Origin of the sequence: Marinobacterium profundum (genome assembly GCF_001528745.1) — a bacterium.
In the GTDB taxonomy this organism is placed as follows: domain Bacteria; phylum Pseudomonadota; class Gammaproteobacteria; order Pseudomonadales; family Balneatricaceae; genus Marinobacterium_A; species Marinobacterium_A profundum.
The window spans coordinates 1-19,106 of the sequence record NZ_BCNS01000126.1 but is presented as its reverse complement, the minus strand read 5'-3'; the positions used below and the strand labels follow the sequence as shown (position 1 = coordinate 19,106).

Genomic DNA, 19,106 nt, shown 5'->3' with positions numbered 1-19,106 from the left:
CCCCGGCGGCGGAGTGGTTTGCTGTTTTGGTTTGGCTGTCGCCGGGTGCAGGGCTATGTCTATGGCAAAACCGTTATTGGGCCCATTCCCGATGCAAGACGATGAGTGCAGCCACAGCTCGAGGAAGTGATCTAGGAGGCTGTCCGAGAATACTCAACCGACTGCGAGCCACCTGAGTTTGGCTGTTTTTTGTGCTGTTTTGCGTTAAATAGAACCACTATTCGCCTTAAAACACCGCAAAAAACCGCTCAAATCAGTCGGCTCTCGCTACGGCTAGCATTCTCGGACAGCCTCCTAGTTTCAGCGCTGTTCTGAAGCCTGGTGCGAGACATATCCGTCCGGTATCTCACTCCAAGTGAGGAATATTTACGCAATCAGGTGTTGTTCCCGTATGTTCCGTGGCGGCCATGCTCAGAGCCTGTTTATGCAACAAGCGGCCGCTATCTTGCTGAAATAATGGGAATTTCACTATTCAATGCGCATCTTCAGGTGATAACGAGATGTCTACACCCTTTCAGGGTGATAATTATTGTCGTAATCACAATGATGTTTTTTTGTACAAATGACGTAATTTAGGTTAATTTACCACATATTAAGGTACGTACTGGCCTATCTGCTCGCAGATAGGCTGTCAGCACAGACATTTGGCTTCTGGCATTTCGGCCGGCGAGGAAGCGGCTGATGGCTGGATCCTGTTGCAGGATGTATGCGCATGCACGTTGCGTATTTTTGAGCGCCAGCCGGGCAGGGGTAGCCGCCAACATTATCTTTTTAGGCTATGGTTATCGGATGTTTTGGGCCCTTGAGGCCGTAAAGTGGCAACGTTTTTCCAAAAAATGCTGAGAGTTCCTGCAAATAGGTACTATCCGTGGCTCGAAACGTTTCCGATGTCCGTCTCTTACATAACGTGGATTTGAGATGAATGTTTCCATGCATCCAAACCTGCGAAATCAGGAGCTTTTCCGTGAGTAAGACTGATCTATCTGACCAGTCGACTCTTGATGAGTCGCAAATTAGTGCCATAGCATGTGGTAAATTAACGGATATTTTCTCCGTATTGGGTCTGCACGATAATGTGGCGGGGAAAGGTCTGGTGCTTCGGGCCTTTCTGCCCGGTGCACTGGAGGTATCGGTTGTTGACCGCAAGAAGGGTCGCTCGATCGCTAAGATGGTGCAGATCAGTGAGGACGGGTTGTTCGAGTCTGTTATGCCCAGACGCAAAAATCGTTTTGACTACCGTTTGAAAGCTCGCTTCGCGGACGTCGAGCTGGAAGTGGAAGATCCCTATCGATTTTCGTCGGTACTGAGTGCCGATGACCTCTATCTGTTTGGCGAGGGAACCCAGGAACGTACCTATCAGTGGATGGGTGCGCGTCAGCGCACTATCGATGGGATTGACGGCGTTCTGTTTGTGCTATGGGCGCCCTCGGCGCAGCGGGTATCTGTGGTTGGTGAGTTCAACTACTGGGACGGTCGTCGCCACGTGATGCGTAAACACCCGGCGTCGGGTATCTGGGAAATTTTTGTACCGGCGGTGGCGAATTTTGCCCACTACAAGTACGAGATTGTTGACGAACAGGGCAACCTGTTGCCACTGAAATCGGATCCTTATGCCAGATCCATGCAGCACCCCCCGGAAACAGCCTCCCGCGTGGTGTACGAGTCCAGCTATACCTGGGCAGATCAGCAGTGGCTGGCTGAGCGCGCGGCGTTGCAAAAGCCAGACAGGCCTATCGCTGTGTATGAAGTGCACGCGGGATCCTGGCGGCGCAAGGTTGAGGACGGCAACCGCTATCTAAGCTATCGGGAACTGGCCGATGAACTGATTCCCTATGTTGTGGAAATGGGTTTTACGCATCTGCAGTTGATGCCCATCAGTGAGTATCCGTTTGATGGTTCCTGGGGGTATCAGCCGGTCGGGATGTTTGCTCCGAGCATTCGTTTCGGCACCCCCGATGAGCTGCGTTACCTGATCGACCGCTGTCATCAGCATAATATCGGCGTACTGGTGGACTGGGTACCTGGGCATTTCCCCACCGATGCTCACGGATTGGGCAAGTTTGATGGCAGCTGTCTTTACGAGCACGAAGACGTACGCAAGGGCTTTCACCCGGATTGGAAGACGCTGATTTACAACTATGGCCGCGCCGAAGTTATTAGCTTTCTGTTGAGCAATGCTCTTTATTGGCTCGACGAGTTTCATATTGATGGGCTGCGAGTGGATGCGGTGGCATCCATGCTGTACCTGGATTACAGCCGCAATGACGGTGAATGGATACCCAATGAGCATGGCGGCAGGGAAAACCTGGAAGCCATCGAATTTTTAAAATCCGTTAATAGCCGGGTCAAAAGAAACTACCCCGGCGTGGTGATGATTGCCGAAGAATCAACGGCCTGGCCTGGTGTTTCTCAGCCCGTAGAGCAGGGTGGGTTGGGCTTTGACTATAAATGGAATATGGGCTGGATGAACGATACTTTGGCCTATATGGGACGAGATCCTATTTACCGCCAGCACCACCATGACCAGATGACCTTTGGTCTTGTTTATGCATTTAGTGAAAAATTTGTTCTGCCACTGAGCCACGATGAAGTCGTTCACGGCAAGGGTTCGCTGATTGAACAAATGCCCGGAGATGACTGGCAAAAATTCGCCAATCTTCGCGCCTATTTTGGCTTCATGTGGGGGCATCCTGGGAAGAAACTGCTTTTCATGGGCGGAGAGTTTGCCCAACGGAGTGAGTGGAATCATGATCAGAGTCTGGATTGGCAATTGCTGGAGCACGGCAGCCATTACGGTGTAAAAGCGCTGGTTCAGGATCTCAATTGCGTCTACAAGGAGATCCCGGCGTTGCACGAGCTTGATTGCGATGGCGCGGGATTCGAATGGATTCAGTCTGATAACTATCAGCAATCCGTGTATGCCTGGTTACGCAAAGGCAATCGAGGCGAGTCTGTCGCGCTGGTGGTGGCTAATCTGACACCTGAAGTGCACAGCGGTTACCGTGTGGGCGTCCCTCACCCTGGCCACTATTCTGAGCGCCTGAATACAGACAGTGAGGGTTATGGCGGCAGCAATGTTGGTAATTGGGGGGGAGTTGAGGCCGAGTTCGAACCCTGCAATGGGCAGCCATACTCGGTTGTTATCACGGTTCCGCCGCTGGCGACGCTAATTTTTGAGTGGGACAGTGCAAGCTAATGAGTAGGCCTTCGCGAATGATGTTGCCAGGCAAGATGCATCCGCTGGGTGCTGTGTTCGATGGCCGTGGCACTAACTTCGCCTTGTTTTCAGCACATGCCGAACGGGTTGATATTTGCCTGTTCGATCCATCCGGAACCGAGGAGCTGGCACGCTATACGCTGCCTGAGAAAACCCTGGATGTCTGGCACGGTTATTTGCCGGAGGCCTCGCCCGGTTGCTGTTACGGCTACCGGGTGTACGGGCCTTATGATCCTCACGAGGGGCATCGTTTCAATCATCACAAGCTGTTAGTGGATCCCTATGCACGCAAGCTTGAGGGGCGATTTGTTTGGAACGATGCCCACTTTGCCTATTTGCGGGATGACCCGTCGCAGGACTGTTCGTTCGACGCCTCGGATAATGCCAAGTGGATGCCCAAGTCGGTCGTGACCGAGCGTGCGGACACGATTGAGCTGCCTCAGGGCCGTGCCTGGCAGGTGCCAATGGAGCGGACGGTTGTCTATGAAGCCCATGTGCGTGGCTTCACGATGCTACATCCGGAGGTGCCTGAATCGCTGCGCGGCTCGTTCGCGGGCATGTCACAGCCACAGATCATTGAGTACCTTAAGGCATTGGGTATCACCAGTGTCGAGTTGTTGCCGGTGCAGAGTTATGTAGATGAGCATTTTCTTCAGGCTCGCGGGCTGCATAATTACTGGGGCTACAATACCCTGAATTTTTTCGCTCCACACAGCGATTATCTGTCTGGAAAGGATGCGGCAGAGTTTCGCCAGATGGTCGATCGCTTTCACGATGCCGGACTCGAGGTGATTATCGATGTCGTCTATAACCATACGGGCGAAGGTGATCATCTTGGTCCAACGCTGAGCTACAGGGGAATTGATAATGCGTCCTACTATAGACTTCAGCCTGAGGATAAGCGTTATTATATAAACGATACTGGCTGCGGAAATGTATTGAATATTAATCACCCCCGAGTTCTGCAGCTGGTCATGGACAGCCTGCGCTACTGGGCGAATGAGATGAAGGTCGATGGTTTTAGATTTGATTTGGCCCCTATTCTCGGGCGTACACCTGATGGGTTTAGCCAGGATAATAATTTTCTACAGGCAGTTGCTCAGGACCCTTTACTCTCGACCGTTAAACTTATTGCCGAACCCTGGGATATAGGCCCCGGCGGCTATCAACTAGGTGAATTTCCATCGGCCTGGAGCGAATGGAACGACCGTTATCGGGATACCGTACGCAGATTCTGGCGCGGTGATTCGGGTGTCATGCCGGAGTTTGCACAACGTTTACACGGTTCAAGTGATATTTTTGAAAAATCGGGGCGCCGGCCCGGTGCAAGCATCAATTTTATCACCAGCCACGATGGTTTCACTCTGAACGATCTGGTCAGCTATCATCAGCGCCATAATATTAATAATGGCGAAGATAATAACGACGGTCATCATGATAATTTAAGTGACAACCTGGGCGTCGAGGGGCCAACTGCCAGTTCAGAAATAAACGCTTTGCGCCTAAGACAGCAGAAGAACTTTCTTGTGACTCTGATGGTATCGCAAGGTGCTCCAATGTTGTTGGGCGGAGATGAACTTGGGCGGACCCAGGGTGGAAATAATAACGCTTATTGTCAAGATAACGAGATTAACTGGATCGACTGGGCCCTGCTGAGAAAGCAATCCACTGGATTGCTTGAGTTTACCCGGAAGCTAGTGTCTTTGCGTAAATATTACTCTGGATTTCGGCTGCCTCGCTATGTGCACCCTACTGATAATCCAGCGATGCCTGATATTTCTTGGGTCAACGCAGCGGGCGACAATATGCAGGATGAGCAATGGCATGACCATCAAAATCATCTGCTGGGATATTTTATATCCAGTGCGTCGCAGTTAACTTCCTCTGGAAAAGCTGAGAAGCTACTTGTTGTTTTTAATAACAGAAAGTCCTCTGGTAAATTCACTCTGCCGCTAAAGCCTGGGTGTGGTTCTTGGAAATTTTTGATTGATACAGCTGAATGTACTGCAACGAAAAATGATTGTGTGCAACACCAAATTAAAGCAGGCAGCACGCTAAAAAGGCCAGGGCTGTCTGTTTGCATATTGCTAGCTGATAGTGTCAGCGAAAAGTCATAGGAAATTGTGCATGAAGACGCATTCGAAGGAAAGTCAGGTAAATTCAATAGCCAAACCAATCAAGCTGGGTATGGACGAAGCTAGTGTCGGTGACGATCTGCAACGGTACTTTGGTCTGACGCTTGGTCGAGACGAAGATAGTGACTCCCATCACTATCTGTATAGTGCCGTAGCCCTGACGGTTCGAGACAGGCTGGTGGAGCGTTGGCGCGCCACGCGTGACCGTTACATGGAACAAAACCCCAAGCGAGTCGCTTACCTTTCGCTGGAGTTTTTGATGGGGCGTGCGTTAAATAACGCCGTTCTGAATTTGGATCTTGAAGCTCAGATGCGTGCCGTTTTGCAGCAGTATGCCTGTGAGCTTGAGGACGTCAATGCAGAAGAGCTGGATGCAGGTCTTGGTAATGGTGGCCTGGGCCGGCTCGCCGCCTGCTTCCTGGATAGCTGTGCGAGCTTGCAGCTTCCGGTTACTGGTTACGGTATTCGCTATGAATATGGCATGTTTCACCAGAAGATTAAGAATGGATACCAGGTTGAATATCCTGATCATTGGTTGCGCAATGGTAATCCGTGGGAAATTGAGAGTCCGGAGAATGCCCGCAGTGTAAAATTCTTTGGTCATACAGAATATTACCTGGATCAAAATGGGAAGGAGCGGGCTCGTTGGGTTTCTACCAATGACGTATTGGCCGTACCCTATGATGTTCCTGTGCCAGGCTATCAAAATGGAACAGTTAACACTCTGCGTCTTTGGAAATCGGAAGCCACCGATGAGTTCAATTTGGACGAGTTTAATGCGGGTAGTTATACCGATGCGGTAGCGGCAAAAAATCTTGCCGAACAGATTACTATGGTTTTGTACCCTAACGATGCAAGCGAAAATGGCAAGGAGTTACGTCTGCGTCAGCAGTACTTTCTGTCCTCTGCCAGTTTACAGGACGTGCTGCATCGTTGGGTAAAACGCAACGGAAATGGAAAAGATTTTAGTAACTTTTCTGCGAAAAATTGTTTTCAGCTCAATGATACTCACCCGACGGTAGCCATTGCAGAGTTAATGCGACTGCTGATGGATGATTATTTCCTTGAATGGGATGATGCCTGGGCTATCACGCAAAAAACGATGGCGTATACCAACCATACGTTGTTGCCTGAAGCCCTCGAAATGTGGCCTGTATCTCTGTTTAAAACGCTGTTGCCGCGGATTCTCGATATTATCTATGAGATCAATGCACGGTTCTTGATTCAGGTGGCGCAGCGTTATCCCGGAGACGTTGAACGGCAACGGAGAATGTCCATTATTGAAGAGGGCGATAACCCAAAAGTTCGCATGGCTTATTTGGCGATCGTAGGTTCTTTCTCTGTAAATGGTGTTGCTGCACTGCATACAAAGCTGTTGAAGGCAGGCCTTTTTAATGATTTCTACGAGTTGTGGCCGGAGAAATTCAACAACAAGACCAATGGTGTAACGCCTAGACGCTGGTTAGCCCATTGCAACCCGAGTCTGAAGGCGTTGATTACTGACACTATCGGTAATGACTGGACGTCAGACCTTGACCATCTGGAAAAGCTGAAGCCCTTTGCACAAAATAAGGAGTTCCGTGATCGCTGGATTGATGTAAAACATTCATGCAAGATAAAACTTGCAGAACTAGTTAAAAGTAAATGTGATGTTCAGTTCAACCCGAATATGCTTTTTGACGTTCAGGTGAAGCGAATTCATGAATACAAGCGTCAGCTGCTTAACGTACTTCATGTTATTCATCTTTATGATCGTATCACCCGAGGTGACACTGAAGGAATGCAGCCGCGCTCTGTGCTGATTGGTGGCAAGGCCGCTCCCGGGTACGCCATGGCGAAAACCATTATCAAACTGATTAATAATGTTGCCGCTATTGTTAATAAAGATCCACGCTGCCAAGACTGGCTGAAGGTCGCATTTTTACCCGATTATAAAGTGACGTCCATGGAAATTATATGCCCGGCGACGGAGCTTTCCGAGCAGATATCCACGGCGGGTAAAGAAGCCTCGGGCACCGGGAACATGAAGTTCATGATGAATGGAGCTCTGACCATAGGTACGCTGGACGGCGCTAATATCGAAATTCTGGAAGCCGTAGGAGAGGATAATTTCTTTCTCTTTGGGCTGGATGCAGAGCAGGTGCAGGAAGCAAGAAGTAGCTACGATCCAAACCTGATAATTGAGACTGACAAGGAGTTCGCTCGTGTCATGCATCTTGTAGAATCCGGGCATTTCAATCAATTTGAACCAGGTGTATTCGATGCGGTCAGTGCATCTATTCGCAGTAGAGATGATGCATGGATAACTGCAGCAGATTTCCGCAGTTACGTTGATGCACAGAAGAAAGTCGCACTGGCCTATCAGGATAGAGAAAGCTGGACGGTGAAGAGCATACTCAACACCGCTTCGAGTGGTCGTTTTTCAAGTGACAGAACGATAAGTGAATATAATCGGGATATATGGAGTAGGGACGAGTAGTACAGTTTTTCGTGTAAATTTAAATTTCTGTTAAATAAGAAAAACAGTAATACAGAGGAATTGAAAATGGCTGAAGATAATCCGCGTTATGTTAGCCGTATGACCCGCGATACACTTGCACTGGTTTTGGCAGGTGGTCGTGGCTCAAGGCTCTATGAACTCACTGACTGGCGCGCCAAGCCCGCGCTTTATTTTGGTGGTAAATACAGGATCATTGACTTCCCACTGTCAAATTGTGTGAATTCAGGTATACGCCGTGTGGGTGTTTTGACTCAGTACAAGGCGCATTCTCTCGTTAGGCACCTGGTACGGGGTTGGAGTCACTTCAAAAATGAGCTCGGCGAGTTTGTCGAGATCCTGCCGGCCTCACAGCGTTTTTCGGAAGATTGGTACCAAGGTACGGCAGATGCTATTTATCAGAACTTGGACATTATTCGTTCAGTTAAGCCTAAATATGTACTGGTGTTGTCCGGTGACCATATTTATAAAATGGACTACGGTCTCATGTTGGCAGAGCATGTTGAAAGTGGTGCAGACATGACGGTTTCCTGCCTGGAAGTTCCAGTCGAAGAAGCTGCCAACGCCTTTGGCGTTATGAAGGTGGATGAGCATAACCGTGTCATCGGTTTTGAAGAAAAACCTGCCAATCCGTCTCCAATTCCGGGGCAGGATGAGCTGACATTGGCATCAATGGGGAACTATATTTTTAACACTCAGTTTCTTTTTGATCAGCTGATGAAAGATGCAGAGAATCCAAATTCATCACATGATTTTGGTAATGATATAATACCGAATATTATCAACGAGCATAAAGTGATGGCATTCCCGTTCCGTGATCCATCGACGGGTGGGCGCGCATATTGGCGTGACGTCGGGACACTGGATGCTTTTTGGCAATCGAATATGGAAATTATTGAGACGGTCCCGCCACTCAATATTTATGATCGCGACTGGCCCCTCTGGACCTACCAGGAACAGTTACCACCGGCGAAGTTTGTGTTTGATTATGATGATCGCCGGGGAATGGCGCTGGACTCTATGGTTTCGGGCGGGAGTATCATATCGGGATCTGTTGTTCGAAAGTCAGTCCTTTTCAGTCAGGTTCATGTACATTCCTATTCTGAAATTGAAGAATCGGTGATTCTGCCCCATGTTGAGATTGGAAATCACTGTAAAATTCGTAAAGCAATAATCGACAAGGCCTGCAAAATTCCTGACGGCATGGTCATCGGTTATGATCATGACCAGGATCGGGCCAACGGATTCAGGGTCTCAGACAAAGGTGTTGTTCTGGTGACCCGTGGCATGTTGGGACAAGTGGAAGGTTTTGCCTGAAGATTCAGGCCCAGGAGTCAGCAATCATGAATATAGTTAAAGTTGAAACCAGTCCCATAGACGGGCAGAAGCCGGGTACCTCCGGGCTGCGAAAGAAAGTGCGGGAGTTCCAGCAGCCAGGCTATCTGGAGAACTTTGTTCAGTCGATATTCAACACTATCGGTGACTGCAAGGGCAAGGCGCTAGTCATTGGCGGTGATGGGCGGTTCTACAACCGTGAGGCCATTCAGGTGATTGTTCGAATGGCTGTTGCCAGCGGTTTTGGCCGGCTTGTTATCGGTCAGGGTGGTCTGCTGTCTACACCGGCGGCATCCTGCGTTATCCGAAAATTTAACACATGTGGCGGTATTATCTTGTCGGCCAGCCACAATCCAGGTGGGCCGGATGAAGACTTCGGCCTGAAATTTAACGGTGAAAATGGTGGTCCGGCGACAGAGACTGTTACCGATGCTATTTTTCAGGCCAGCAAGGTTATCGATCACTACCTGACCACTGAGTCGGGGGAGATCGATCTCGATAAGGTCGGTGAGACGCGGGTGGCGGGCACGCAGGTGCAAGTTATCGATCCGGTTAGCGATTACGCTGAATTGATGGAGTCTATATTTGATTTCCCGAAAATGTCGGCGCTGGTGTCTAATCCGCGATTCAATATGTGCTTTGACGCTATGCATGCGATCACCGGCCCCTACGCCAGGGATATTCTTGAAAAAAGGCTGGGTGCCAAGCCGGGTACAGTTATAAACGCCGAGCCGCTGGAGGATTTTGGTGGCGGTCACCCTGATCCTAATATGGTCCATGCGCACGAGCTGGTAGCCGTGATGAACGGTGACGCCGAGATGGATTTTGGTGCGGCATCAGACGGTGATGGTGACCGCAACATGGTGCTGGGTAGCGGTTTTTATATCAACCCCTGCGATAGTCTTGCGGTTCTGGCGGCTAACGCTCAGCTGGTGCCCGGGTATAAGCAGGGCCTCGCTGGAGTCGCCAGATCGATGCCAACCAGCAGGGCCGTTGACCGTGTTGCCAAAGCACTGGATATTCCCTGCTACGAAACGCCGACGGGGTGGAAGTTTTTCGGCAATTTGATGGATGCGGGGAAAATAACACTCTGTGGTGAGGAAAGTTTTGGGACAGGTTCGGACCACGTTCGTGAAAAAGACGGGCTCTGGGCGGTACTCTTTTGGCTGAATGTCATAGCCGAACGTTCGCAGCCGGCACGCGTGATCGTACGAGAGCACTGGCAGCGTTTTGGTCGGGATTATTTTTCCCGACATGATTATGAAGGCGTCGACAGCGGGTCTGCGCAGCAGATGATGCAACGCCTGGGGGATGGGCTGGCCGATCTGCCTGGGAAGGAGTTTTCCGGCCTGAAAGTTGAGGCGGCCGATAACTTCCATTACCGGGATCCGGTTGATGGCAGTGAAAGCTCAGGGCAGGGAGTACGGCTGTTTTTCGAGAATGGCGCCCGTATCGTCATGCGTTTGTCTGGAACCGGAACCTCGGGTGCAACCCTGCGGGTTTATTTTGATTCGTATCAGCGAGATCCGGCCCTGATCGGGCAGGATCCGCAAAAGGCGCTGGCTGCGCTGATAGAGGCCGCGGATCAGATCGCGGGTATTCAAGCGAGCACGGGCCGCAAGGCTCCCGATGTCATCACCTGATAAGCGGATCTATGTATGAATATATTGATGGTGGCAGCCGAAAACGATGCGCTGGACAAGGGCAAAGTAGGTGGCATCGGAGATGTAGTGCGAGACATTCCCGCTGCGCTGGCCGAGTTTGGGCATCAGGTTAATGTGCTTATTCCCGGTTATCAGTTTTTCTCCAGGCAATCCGGTGCGCGGGTTATCGGTACGGTGAAAGTCCATTTTGCCGGCCAGGAGGAGTTGGTCGGTGTTTTTCAGGTAATGGCCAAGTCGCCGGTTGCAGGTGTTACCCAGTGGGTACTGGAACACCCGCTCTTTGGGGTGGGGGGTGTCGGCAAAATTTACTGCGATGATCCGCCTGATCGGCCTTTTGCAACGGATGCCAGTAAATTTGCGCTGTTTTCTCTGGCTGTGGCTCAGGCGATTAAAGACGGTATTTTTGGTCAGCTTGAGGTTATTCATTTGCATGACTGGCATGCCGCAATGGTGGCATTTCTGCGGCGCTTTCATCCTGAATACAGCATGCTGGCTCAGATTCGCACAGTCTACAGTATCCACAATATTGCCCTGCAGGGTATCCGCCCATTTGCCCATGACAGCTCTTCGCTGACCGCCTGGTATCCAGGCGTACATTTTCATGCCGAGGAAATCTGCGATCCTCGATACCGTGACTGTATTAATCCAATGAGGGTGGGCATCAACCTTTGCGACAAGGTACATGCCGTATCGCCCAACTATGTGCAGGAAATCGTCCGGCCCAGCGACCCTCAACGCGGATTTTTCGGCGGGGAAGGACTGGAAGCTGATCTGCAGCGAGCCGATGCCGAGCAGCGTCTGGCAGGCATACTGAATGGCGCCGATTATGATGAGTCAATACCTGCGCCTTTAGCCAGCCCCCGGTTGCTGGAGCTTTGCCAGAATGAGTTGTTAGTCTGGATGGCGGCCAAACCGCAGCTGGAGAGTACTCATCTGATCGCCCACCATCGACTTTCCGAGTGGCGCAGCAGTAAAAAGCGGCAGTTGGGCATGCTGCTGACCTCTGTTGGCCGCATTACCGATCAAAAAGCCTTGTTGTTGCGACAAACCCTGCCTTCAGGCAAGTCTGCTTTGGACATGATGCTGACTCGGCTGGCGGACAGAGGGCGGTTGATCTTGCTGGGCAGTGGGGATGCCGAGCTGGAAAGTTTCCTCACAAAAGTAGCGTCCAGGAATAGTAACTTTTTGTTTTTAAAAGGGTACTCCGAGTCGCTAGGCCAACACCTGTACAGCAGCGGTGATCTCTTTCTGATGCCCAGTTCGTTTGAACCCTGTGGTATCAGTCAGATGTTGGCGATGCGTGCGGGGCAGCCCTGTCTGGTGCACGAGGTTGGGGGGTTGCGCAATACGGTGCAGAATAATACCAACGGCTTTTCGTTCAGTGGCGATAGCCTGGTGCAGCAGGCCGAAAACATGATTACCCGGCTTGAGGAGGTTCTGCGGCTGGAAAAGGATGATCCTGCCAAATGGGAGGCCATTCGTGCCGCGGCTGGGCAAACCCGATTTTTGTGGTCAGACGCGGCGCAAGCCTATAAGCAGCTTTTGTATAACCCCTGACAAGGGCGGCTGCCGAGCGCGCAATAAAAAGGGGGGCTGTCCATGGACAGCCCCCCTTTTTGTCCCGATCCCTCGGCGGCTGCCTCAGGGTCGGTATGGCATTTTAATGGGCCTGAGGCTCGCCTTCAGCGGCCTGAGCGGCTTTCTGCTGCAGCTGCTGAGCGTACAGGGCATCGAAGTTGACCGGTGCCAGCATCAGTGCCGGAAAGCTGGCTTTGGTGGCCAGGCTGTCGACCGACTCACGGGCATAGGGGAACAGGATGTTGGGGCAGAAGGCACCCAGGGTGTGGTTCAGTTCGGCGTCGGCCAGACCTGAAATCTGGAAGATACCCGCCTGCTGAATCTCGATCAGGAAGGCATTGTTACCGTCGTTCTTGGCCGTTACTGTCAGGGTCAGGATCACTTCGTAGTGATTCTCGCCCAGGGTACGGGTACGGGTGTTCAGGTCCAGATTGATTTCAGGTTTCCACGCCGACGTGAAGATGGCCGGTGTGCCTGGGGCTTCCAGCGATACGTCTTTCAGGTAGATCCGCTGTACCGAAAACTGCGGTCCTGTGGCTTGCTGTGCGCCGTTCTGTGCGTTTTCTTCAGCCATGCTGTTTGCTCCTTGTGTATACGTGATTTCACTGCCATCAAAACAGGGTCAGTGTATTGCTGTACCTGGGCGGCAGGGAGGCTGGGCGCCGCTCAGGTGGATCAGGCCAGCAGTTTGTCGAGTTTGCCCTGACGCTCCAGGGCATAGAGCTCGTCGCAGCCGCCGATGTGGCTTTCGCCAAAGAAAATCTGCGGTACGGTACGCTGGCGGCTGCGCTGCATCATTTCGGCGCGCTTGGCCGGCTCCTTGTCGACGTTGATTTCCGTATAGGTCACGCCCTTGCCATCGAGCAGCATCTTGGCGCGAATGCAGAACGGACACCAGGCGGTGGTGTAAATAAGGATATCGGTCATGGCGCTCACTTTATAACGGGCAGGTTTTGGCCCTTCCATTCGGTCATGCCGCCGCTGAGGCGAGTGACCTGTTCAAAGCCGGCCGCGGTCAGCTTCTTGGTCGCACTGCCAGCGGTCTGGCCCAGGTTGCAGACAACGATGATTGGGCGTGTCTTGTACTTGTTCAGCTCCCCGATACGGGTGTCAAAATCGGCGATGGGCAGGTTGACCGCATCGGTGATGTGCCCTGTGGCCCATTCCTTTTTCGCACGGATATCGAGCACAACGGCGTCCTGCTTGTTGATCAGCATGACGGCCTCATTGGGCGTGACAGAGGTGCCGGACTTGCGGCTTTCATTCCAGAGCAGCATGGCCAGGGTCAAAACCCAGGCAGCGATCAGGTAGGGGTGATTGACAACAAATTCGAACAGGTTTTCCATCGTGAATTCCGTTAACTACGCCTGATTTCGCAAATGCTCGAGTCTGAAATTTGCAATTGCACTGAAAATTAGCGGCTAAGTATACAATGCTGACTGCGGCGGCATAAGGGGAAGGGCAATCTTCGCTGCGATTGGCTTGCTGGCGCGCCCTGTCCAGTCGCAATAGGGTCTGATACGCAGTAAAATGGCCGCTTCGCAAACCCGATCTGGACCATAACTTCCATGACTGCCACTCGTATCCCCAAAGCACTGATCATTCTCGACGGCTTCGGCATCGAGCACACAGCATCCTCAGCTATCGAAGCCGCTCAGACCCCGACCTGGGATGCTCTGCTGGCGAGTAATCCGAATTCGCGCATTGAAACTTCTGGCCTGGCTGTGGGCCTGCCTGATGGCCAGATGGGCAACTCCGAGGTGGGGCACATGAATATTGGTGCCGGACGCACGGTGTATCAAAACTTTACCCGTATCTCCAAGGCTATCAGCGACGGTGACTTCTTTGACAACACCGTGATCTGCGCCGCGATGGACAAGGCGATCGCCGCTGGCAAGGCGGTGCATGTACTGGGTTTGTTGTCACCTGGCGGCGTGCACAGTCATGAAGAACATATGCTGGCACTGCTGGAAATGGCGGTAGCGCGTGGCGCCAAGTCAGTCTATCTGCATGCGGTGCTGGATGGCCGCGATATGCCGCCGCGCTCGGCTGAACCCTCTATTGCCAAGGTTGAGGCCAAGCTAGCCGAAATCGGTGTGGGGGCGATTGCCACCCTGGTGGGGCGTTACTATGCAATGGATAGGGACAACCGCTGGGATCGGGTACAGGTTGCCTATGATGCCATGACGCAGGGCCAGGCGCCGCAGCGCTTTGAGTCCGCCCAGGCAGCACTGGCGGCTGCTTATGAACGCGGTGAAAACGACGAGTTTGTGCAGGCTACGGTATTGACCGATGCCGCTGGCCAGGCGCTGGGCACTGTTGCGGATGGCGATGCCGTGATCTGCGCCAACTTTCGCCCTGACCGCTCGCGGGAAATTACCCGCGCCTTCGTGGACCAGAAATTCGATGGTTTTGAGCGTGGCGCGCACCCGGCATTGGCCGAGTACGTGATGATGACTGAATACGCGGCCTCCATTGACTGTGCCTGCGCCTACCCACCGGCCTCGATCAGCAACGACCTGGGCGAATATCTGTCGGGCCTTGGCAAGACGCAGTTGCGTATCTCCGAAACCGAGAAATACGCACACGTTACCTTCTTCTTTAATGGTGGACGCGAAGAAGTCTACCCCGGCGAAGATCGTATTCTGGTGCCTTCTCCCGATGTCGCCACCTATGACCTCAAGCCTGAAATGAGTGCGCCTGAAGTCACCGAAAAGCTGTGCGAAGCTGCTCGCAGCGGCAAGTACGACCTGATCGTCTGCAACCTTGCCAACGGCGATATGGTGGGTCATACCGGCAAGTTCGATGCCGCGGTCAAGGCCTGCGAAGTTATCGACGACAGCATTCGCCAGATTCTGACGGCCATGCGTGAAGTGGGCGGCGAAACCCTGATCACCGCCGATCACGGCAATGTTGAACTCATGGTTAATCCCAAGACCGGTCAGCCTCACACCGCTCACACTAACTGGCCAGTGGCACTGATCTATGACGGTCCCCGTGCCGCCCAGGTACGTCTTGCCGACGGTGCTTTATGTGATCTGGCTCCCACGCTGTTGGCCCTGATGGGTTTGGAGCAGCCGCGGGAAATGACCGGCAAGTCCCTGGTAACAGGGGACTGATCCTCCGGGGCCGCCTTCTGGTGGCCCCAGGACTCCTACTCCATGATGATGCGCATACTAGTGTTGGTGCTGCTTGTTCTGCAGGGCAGCCTGCTGATGGCAGCGGACAAGCAGGCCACCGAGGCGCAGATTAAGCGGCTGCAGAAGGACATCGGTGCCCTGCAAAACTCGATCAAGGCGCAGCAAGGCGAGCGCAAGACACTGCAGCAGGCCCTGCGCGACAGCGAAGCCGAGATCGGCCAGCTGGGCAATCAACTGGCCGAACTCGAACAGAAACTGGGCCAGCTGGGTAGCCGGGCCGGCGATCTCGAGCAGCGCCGCGATGCGCTACGCACGTCTCTGGCAGCCAGTACTGATCAGTTACAGCGCCAGCTGCGTAAGCAGTATCGTTTGGGTAACCAGCCACGCCTGCAGTTGTTGCTGAACCAGGGTGATCCGTCACAGATAGATCGCATGCTGCACTACTTCGATCTCATCAATGGGGAACTGGTGGCGCAGTTGACGCTCTATCAGCAGCAACTGGTTGATCTTGAAAGCACCGAGTCGGCGCTGGATGATACCCAGGCCGAATTGCTGGCAAGGCGCAGCGAGCTTGAAAGCCAGCAGCAGCGTCTGGGAGCGGTGCGGCAAGAGCGCCAGGCCACGCTGGCCAAACTCGCCAAATCGATTGATTCAAAACAGGGCAAACTCAAGGGGCTGGACAGTGATCGCAAGCAGCTTGAGTCGGTGCTGGCGCAGATCGAAAAGGCGTTAAAGGCGGCGAAGATGGCGCGTGAAACCCGCTCCTTGCCAGACCTTAAGGGCAAACTGTCCTGGCCGGTGGACGGGCGTCTGGTACGGGCCTTTGGCAACACGGATACCGGCGTCAGCTACGATGGTCTCTTGATCGCGGCCCAGGCCGGACGGGAAGTGCGTGCGGTGCATCAGGGCCGGGTGGTATTCTCGGACTGGCTGCGGGGCTATGGCTTGCTGCTGATTATCGATCATGGCGGCGGCTACATGAGCCTGTATGGCCATAACCAGCGACTGCTGAAGCAGCCCGGTGCCTGGGTTGATGCAGGGGATGCGGTGGCAACCGTGGGCAACAGTGGCGGCTATACTGAGCCAAGTCTCTATTTTGCGGTACGTTTTAACGGCAAACCGACGGACCCTGGCCGCTGGCTGGCCGGGCGCTAGGGTTCCGGTGTGAGCCCGCTGATCTATTTCCGCTGTGACTGAATAAGGATGCTGTTATGAAGTTGTTGACTCATGCGCCTGGGCTGCTGAACAGGATGTTCGGTGCGCTGCTGTTATCTGTCTTGCTGGTGGCGCCGGCCTTCGCTGAGGCGGAGCCGGATAGCGCGGAAATGCTGGCGGAGGAACCAACCCTGCCGCTGGAGGAGTTGCGCCTGTTTGCCGAGGTGTTTGAACGCATCAAAACCGCCTATGTTGAGCCGGTCGACGATGCCAAGCTGCTGGAAGATGCCATCCGCGGCATGATCGCCGGGCTCGATCCGCACTCATCCTATCTCGAGGCCGAGGCCTACCAGGACCTGCAGGAGTACACCAGCGGCGAATTTGGGGGTCTGGGGCTGGAAGTGGGGCAGCAGGATGGCTTTATTCGCGTGATTGCCCCCATCGATGATACGCCGGCTCAGCGCGGTGGCGTTAAGGCGGGTGATCTGATCGTCAAACTCGACGAAACACCGGTGCAGGGGCTGTCGCTTAGCGAGGCCGTGGCGCTGATGCGAGGCAAACCGAATGAGCCCATCGTTCTGACCATTGTGCGTGAGGGTGTTGAAAAGCCCTTTGAAATCACATTGATCCGCGATCGGATTAAGGTCGCCAGCGTTAAGCATCGTCTGCTGGAGTCGGGCTACGGTTACCTGCGGGTGTCCCAGTTTCAGGTGAACACCGGCAAGGAACTCGGCAAAGCGATCAATTCGCTGGAAAGCAAAGGCCCACTGCGTGGTCTGGTGCTGGATCTGCGCAATAATCCAGGCGGTGTGCTGCAGGCGGCGGTTGAAGTCAGTGATGCCTTTATCGACGAAGGTTTGATTGTTTACACCGAAGGCCGTCTGGCTAACTCTGAGCTGCGCTTCAACGCCAGCACGGTCACGGCGGCGCCCAAGGTACCAATGGTGGTGCTCATCAACGCAGGCTCGGCCTCAGCGTCTGAAATCGTGGCCGGTGCGCTGCAGGATCACAAGCGTGGCCTGGTACTGGGCACTGACAGCTTCGGCAAAGGCTCGGTGCAGACCATTCTGCCGCTGACATCGGACCGGGCCGTCAAACTCACCACCGCACGTTATTTCACCCCCAATGGCCGATCCATTCAGGCCCAGGGCATAGTGCCGGATATCCGGGTAGAGGAAGCCGAAGTGCGCAACCTCGATAACGCCGACCGAGTGAAGGAGCGGGATCTGAATGGCCACCTGGAGAACGGTAATGGTGCCGCCGGCGTGAAGAACAGTGCGGATGCCAACCTGGTGGAGCGCGATTTTCAGTTGTTTGAAGCCCTGAATCTGCTCAAGGCACTGGTGATTCTGCAGCCCCCGCTCACGCAGGGTTGATGCGCCGGCGCGCCTTGCTGGCAGGTTTCGCAACCCTGGCCGGTGCATCTGCTCTGCCGGCGCTGGCTCGGGTGCGAGGCCTGGGCAACGTCGAGCAGCCGCGCCTGCTGCTGGTCATCGACGATGTGGGGCATAGCCTAGCATCAGGTCGTCGTACCCTGGCGCTGCCGGGGCCGCTCAACTGTGCCTTCCTGCCTCACTCTAACCACGGCCGTACCCTGGCGCAGGAAGCCCGCGCCCTGGGCAAGGGCGTGATGCTGCACGCGCCCATGGCCAACAGTCAGCAGCTGGCCCTGGGCCCGGGTGCACTGACGCCGGATCTCGATAAAGCCGAGCTGCAGCGTATTCTGCGCGATGATCTGGATGCGATTCCCCAGGCCGCTGGCGTGAACAACCATATGGGCAGCCTGCTGACAGCCAGCCGCGAGCCGATGCAATGGGTGATGGAAGTGCTGCGCGAGCGCGGCCTGTGGTTTGTAGACAGCCGGACCACGGCGAGTACTTTGGCCTGGCAGGTGGCGCAGGAGCAGGGCGTACCTTCACTGATGCGTGATGTCTTTCTCGACCATGAGCAAACACCAGAGTTTGTGCATCGTGAGTTTCGCCGCGGGCTTAAAATTGCCCGTGACTATGGCTCCGCACTGCTGATCGGACACCCCCATGATGTGACCCTGGATTATCTCTACGAGGCGCTGCCACTGCTGGACGAACTGGGGTTTCAGCGCCTGACGGTGTCTGCGTTTCTGAGCCAGCAGGCAGATTTTCGCCGTCTCAACCCCGCCGATCCGCGATTGATTAACACCCACCGCCGCCACTGGGGCATGGCTTAGACAGTCCCCGCGTTGCACGTCCACCGAGTGATTGGCTAGCAGCCTGTCGGATTTGGCCGATCGTAGCGAGGGGAAGTCCGTTTTGTTCAGCACATCCATGTGCTTCACCCCTTCGGGGCTTGCGCGTTCAATCACTCCCTACGATTGAATGAGGCAGTTTTTGAGCTCTTTTGAGACGA

The 19,106-nt window shown here is 53.7% G+C and carries 13 protein-coding genes; 10 read left to right on the top strand and 3 right to left on the bottom strand.

Annotated features, from left to right (window positions below; all coding sequences use genetic code 11):
• Nucleotides 1–964 precede the first annotated feature (964 nt).
• From glgB to MPRO_RS14220, 6 genes are all read left to right on the top strand, one after another.
• A complete protein-coding gene (glgB, locus tag MPRO_RS14245) occupies nt 965–3,196 on the top strand; it encodes a 1,4-alpha-glucan branching protein GlgB (RefSeq protein WP_067293883.1) in 2,232 nt (743 codons plus the stop codon).
• A 17-nt stretch (nt 3,197–3,213) separates the two neighbouring features.
• Nucleotides 3,214–5,334: a glycogen debranching protein GlgX gene (gene glgX, locus MPRO_RS14240; protein WP_245635103.1), complete on the top strand. Its 2,121-nt coding sequence runs from the start codon at nt 3,214–3,216 to the stop codon at nt 5,332–5,334.
• A 10-nt stretch (nt 5,335–5,344) separates the two neighbouring features.
• Nucleotides 5,345–7,831, top strand: a complete 2,487-nt coding sequence (locus MPRO_RS14235; RefSeq protein ID WP_067293876.1) for a glycogen/starch/alpha-glucan phosphorylase — start codon at nt 5,345–5,347, stop codon at nt 7,829–7,831.
• A 66-nt stretch (nt 7,832–7,897) separates the two neighbouring features.
• On the top strand, nt 7,898–9,166 hold the full coding sequence (gene glgC / locus MPRO_RS14230) for a glucose-1-phosphate adenylyltransferase (protein WP_067293872.1): 1,269 nt from the start codon (nt 7,898–7,900) through the stop codon (nt 9,164–9,166).
• Nucleotides 9,167–9,192: 26 nt separating this feature from the next.
• Nucleotides 9,193–10,827 (top strand): alpha-D-glucose phosphate-specific phosphoglucomutase, encoded by a 1,635-nt coding sequence (locus tag MPRO_RS14225; RefSeq protein WP_067293869.1) that lies wholly within the window; start codon nt 9,193–9,195, stop codon nt 10,825–10,827.
• Nucleotides 10,828–10,842: 15 nt separating this feature from the next.
• Complete coding sequence (locus tag MPRO_RS14220) at nt 10,843–12,405, top strand: glycogen synthase (RefSeq protein ID WP_067293864.1); 1,563 nt, start codon at nt 10,843–10,845, stop codon at nt 12,403–12,405.
• 103 nt (nt 12,406–12,508) lie between these two features.
• Here MPRO_RS14220 and secB read toward each other — a convergent pair whose 3' ends face one another.
• The 3 genes from secB to MPRO_RS14205 all read right to left on the bottom strand — a co-directional run bounded on the left by secB (nt 12,509) and on the right by MPRO_RS14205 (nt 13,772).
• Nucleotides 12,509–13,000, bottom strand: a complete 492-nt coding sequence (secB, locus tag MPRO_RS14215; RefSeq protein ID WP_067293861.1) for a protein-export chaperone SecB — start codon at nt 12,998–13,000, stop codon at nt 12,509–12,511.
• A 101-nt stretch (nt 13,001–13,101) separates the two neighbouring features.
• Entirely contained in the window at nt 13,102–13,353 is a 252-nt protein-coding gene (gene grxC / locus MPRO_RS14210) for a glutaredoxin 3 (RefSeq protein ID WP_067293857.1), read from the bottom strand.
• A 5-nt stretch (nt 13,354–13,358) separates the two neighbouring features.
• The gene (locus tag MPRO_RS14205; RefSeq protein ID WP_067293854.1) at nt 13,359–13,772 is read right to left on the bottom strand and encodes a rhodanese-like domain-containing protein; all 414 of its coding nucleotides are present in this window, start codon (nt 13,770–13,772) and stop codon (nt 13,359–13,361) included.
• Nucleotides 13,773–13,994: 222 nt separating this feature from the next.
• Between MPRO_RS14205 and gpmI the strand changes: the two genes are divergently transcribed.
• From gpmI to MPRO_RS14185, 4 genes are read left to right on the top strand one after another with little or no spacing between them, the layout of a single operon-like run.
• Nucleotides 13,995–15,545, top strand: coding sequence for a 2,3-bisphosphoglycerate-independent phosphoglycerate mutase (gene gpmI, locus MPRO_RS14200; protein WP_067293850.1), 1,551 nt, complete (start codon nt 13,995–13,997; stop codon nt 15,543–15,545).
• 42 nt (nt 15,546–15,587) lie between these two features.
• Nucleotides 15,588–16,721, top strand: coding sequence for a murein hydrolase activator EnvC family protein (locus MPRO_RS14195; RefSeq protein ID WP_245635102.1), 1,134 nt, complete (start codon nt 15,588–15,590; stop codon nt 16,719–16,721).
• Between the two features lie 56 nt (nt 16,722–16,777).
• Nucleotides 16,778–18,097 (top strand): S41 family peptidase, encoded by a 1,320-nt coding sequence (locus tag MPRO_RS14190; protein WP_281177190.1) that lies wholly within the window; start codon nt 16,778–16,780, stop codon nt 18,095–18,097.
• Entirely contained in the window at nt 18,097–18,927 is an 831-nt protein-coding gene (locus MPRO_RS14185) for a divergent polysaccharide deacetylase family protein (RefSeq protein WP_067293847.1), read from the top strand. The genes MPRO_RS14190 and MPRO_RS14185 overlap by 1 nt, the downstream gene beginning before the upstream one ends.
• The last annotated feature ends 179 nt before the right edge of the window (nt 18,928–19,106 follow it).

Bases quoted from the DNA above. Each gene is read 5' to 3' on its own strand.
- MPRO_RS14235 (WP_067293876.1), top strand. From the start codon at position 5,345: ATGAAGACGCATTCGAAGGAAAGTCAGGTAAATTCAATAGCCAAACCA.
- MPRO_RS14220 (WP_067293864.1), top strand. From the start codon at position 10,843: ATGAATATATTGATGGTGGCAGCCGAAAACGATGCGCTGGACAAGGGC.
- secB (WP_067293861.1), bottom strand. From the start codon at position 13,000: ATGGCTGAAGAAAACGCACAGAACGGCGCACAGCAAGCCACAGGACCG.
- glgC (WP_067293872.1), top strand. From the start codon at position 7,898: ATGGCTGAAGATAATCCGCGTTATGTTAGCCGTATGACCCGCGATACA.
- gpmI (WP_067293850.1), top strand. From the start codon at position 13,995: ATGACTGCCACTCGTATCCCCAAAGCACTGATCATTCTCGACGGCTTC.
- MPRO_RS14205 (WP_067293854.1), bottom strand. From the start codon at position 13,772: ATGGAAAACCTGTTCGAATTTGTTGTCAATCACCCCTACCTGATCGCT.
- glgX (WP_245635103.1), top strand. From the start codon at position 3,214: ATGATGTTGCCAGGCAAGATGCATCCGCTGGGTGCTGTGTTCGATGGC.
- MPRO_RS14190 (WP_281177190.1), top strand. From the start codon at position 16,778: ATGAAGTTGTTGACTCATGCGCCTGGGCTGCTGAACAGGATGTTCGGT.
- MPRO_RS14225 (WP_067293869.1), top strand. From the start codon at position 9,193: ATGAATATAGTTAAAGTTGAAACCAGTCCCATAGACGGGCAGAAGCCG.
- grxC (WP_067293857.1), bottom strand. From the start codon at position 13,353: ATGACCGATATCCTTATTTACACCACCGCCTGGTGTCCGTTCTGCATT.
- MPRO_RS14185 (WP_067293847.1), top strand. From the start codon at position 18,097: ATGCGCCGGCGCGCCTTGCTGGCAGGTTTCGCAACCCTGGCCGGTGCA.
- MPRO_RS14195 (WP_245635102.1), top strand. From the start codon at position 15,588: ATGATGATGCGCATACTAGTGTTGGTGCTGCTTGTTCTGCAGGGCAGC.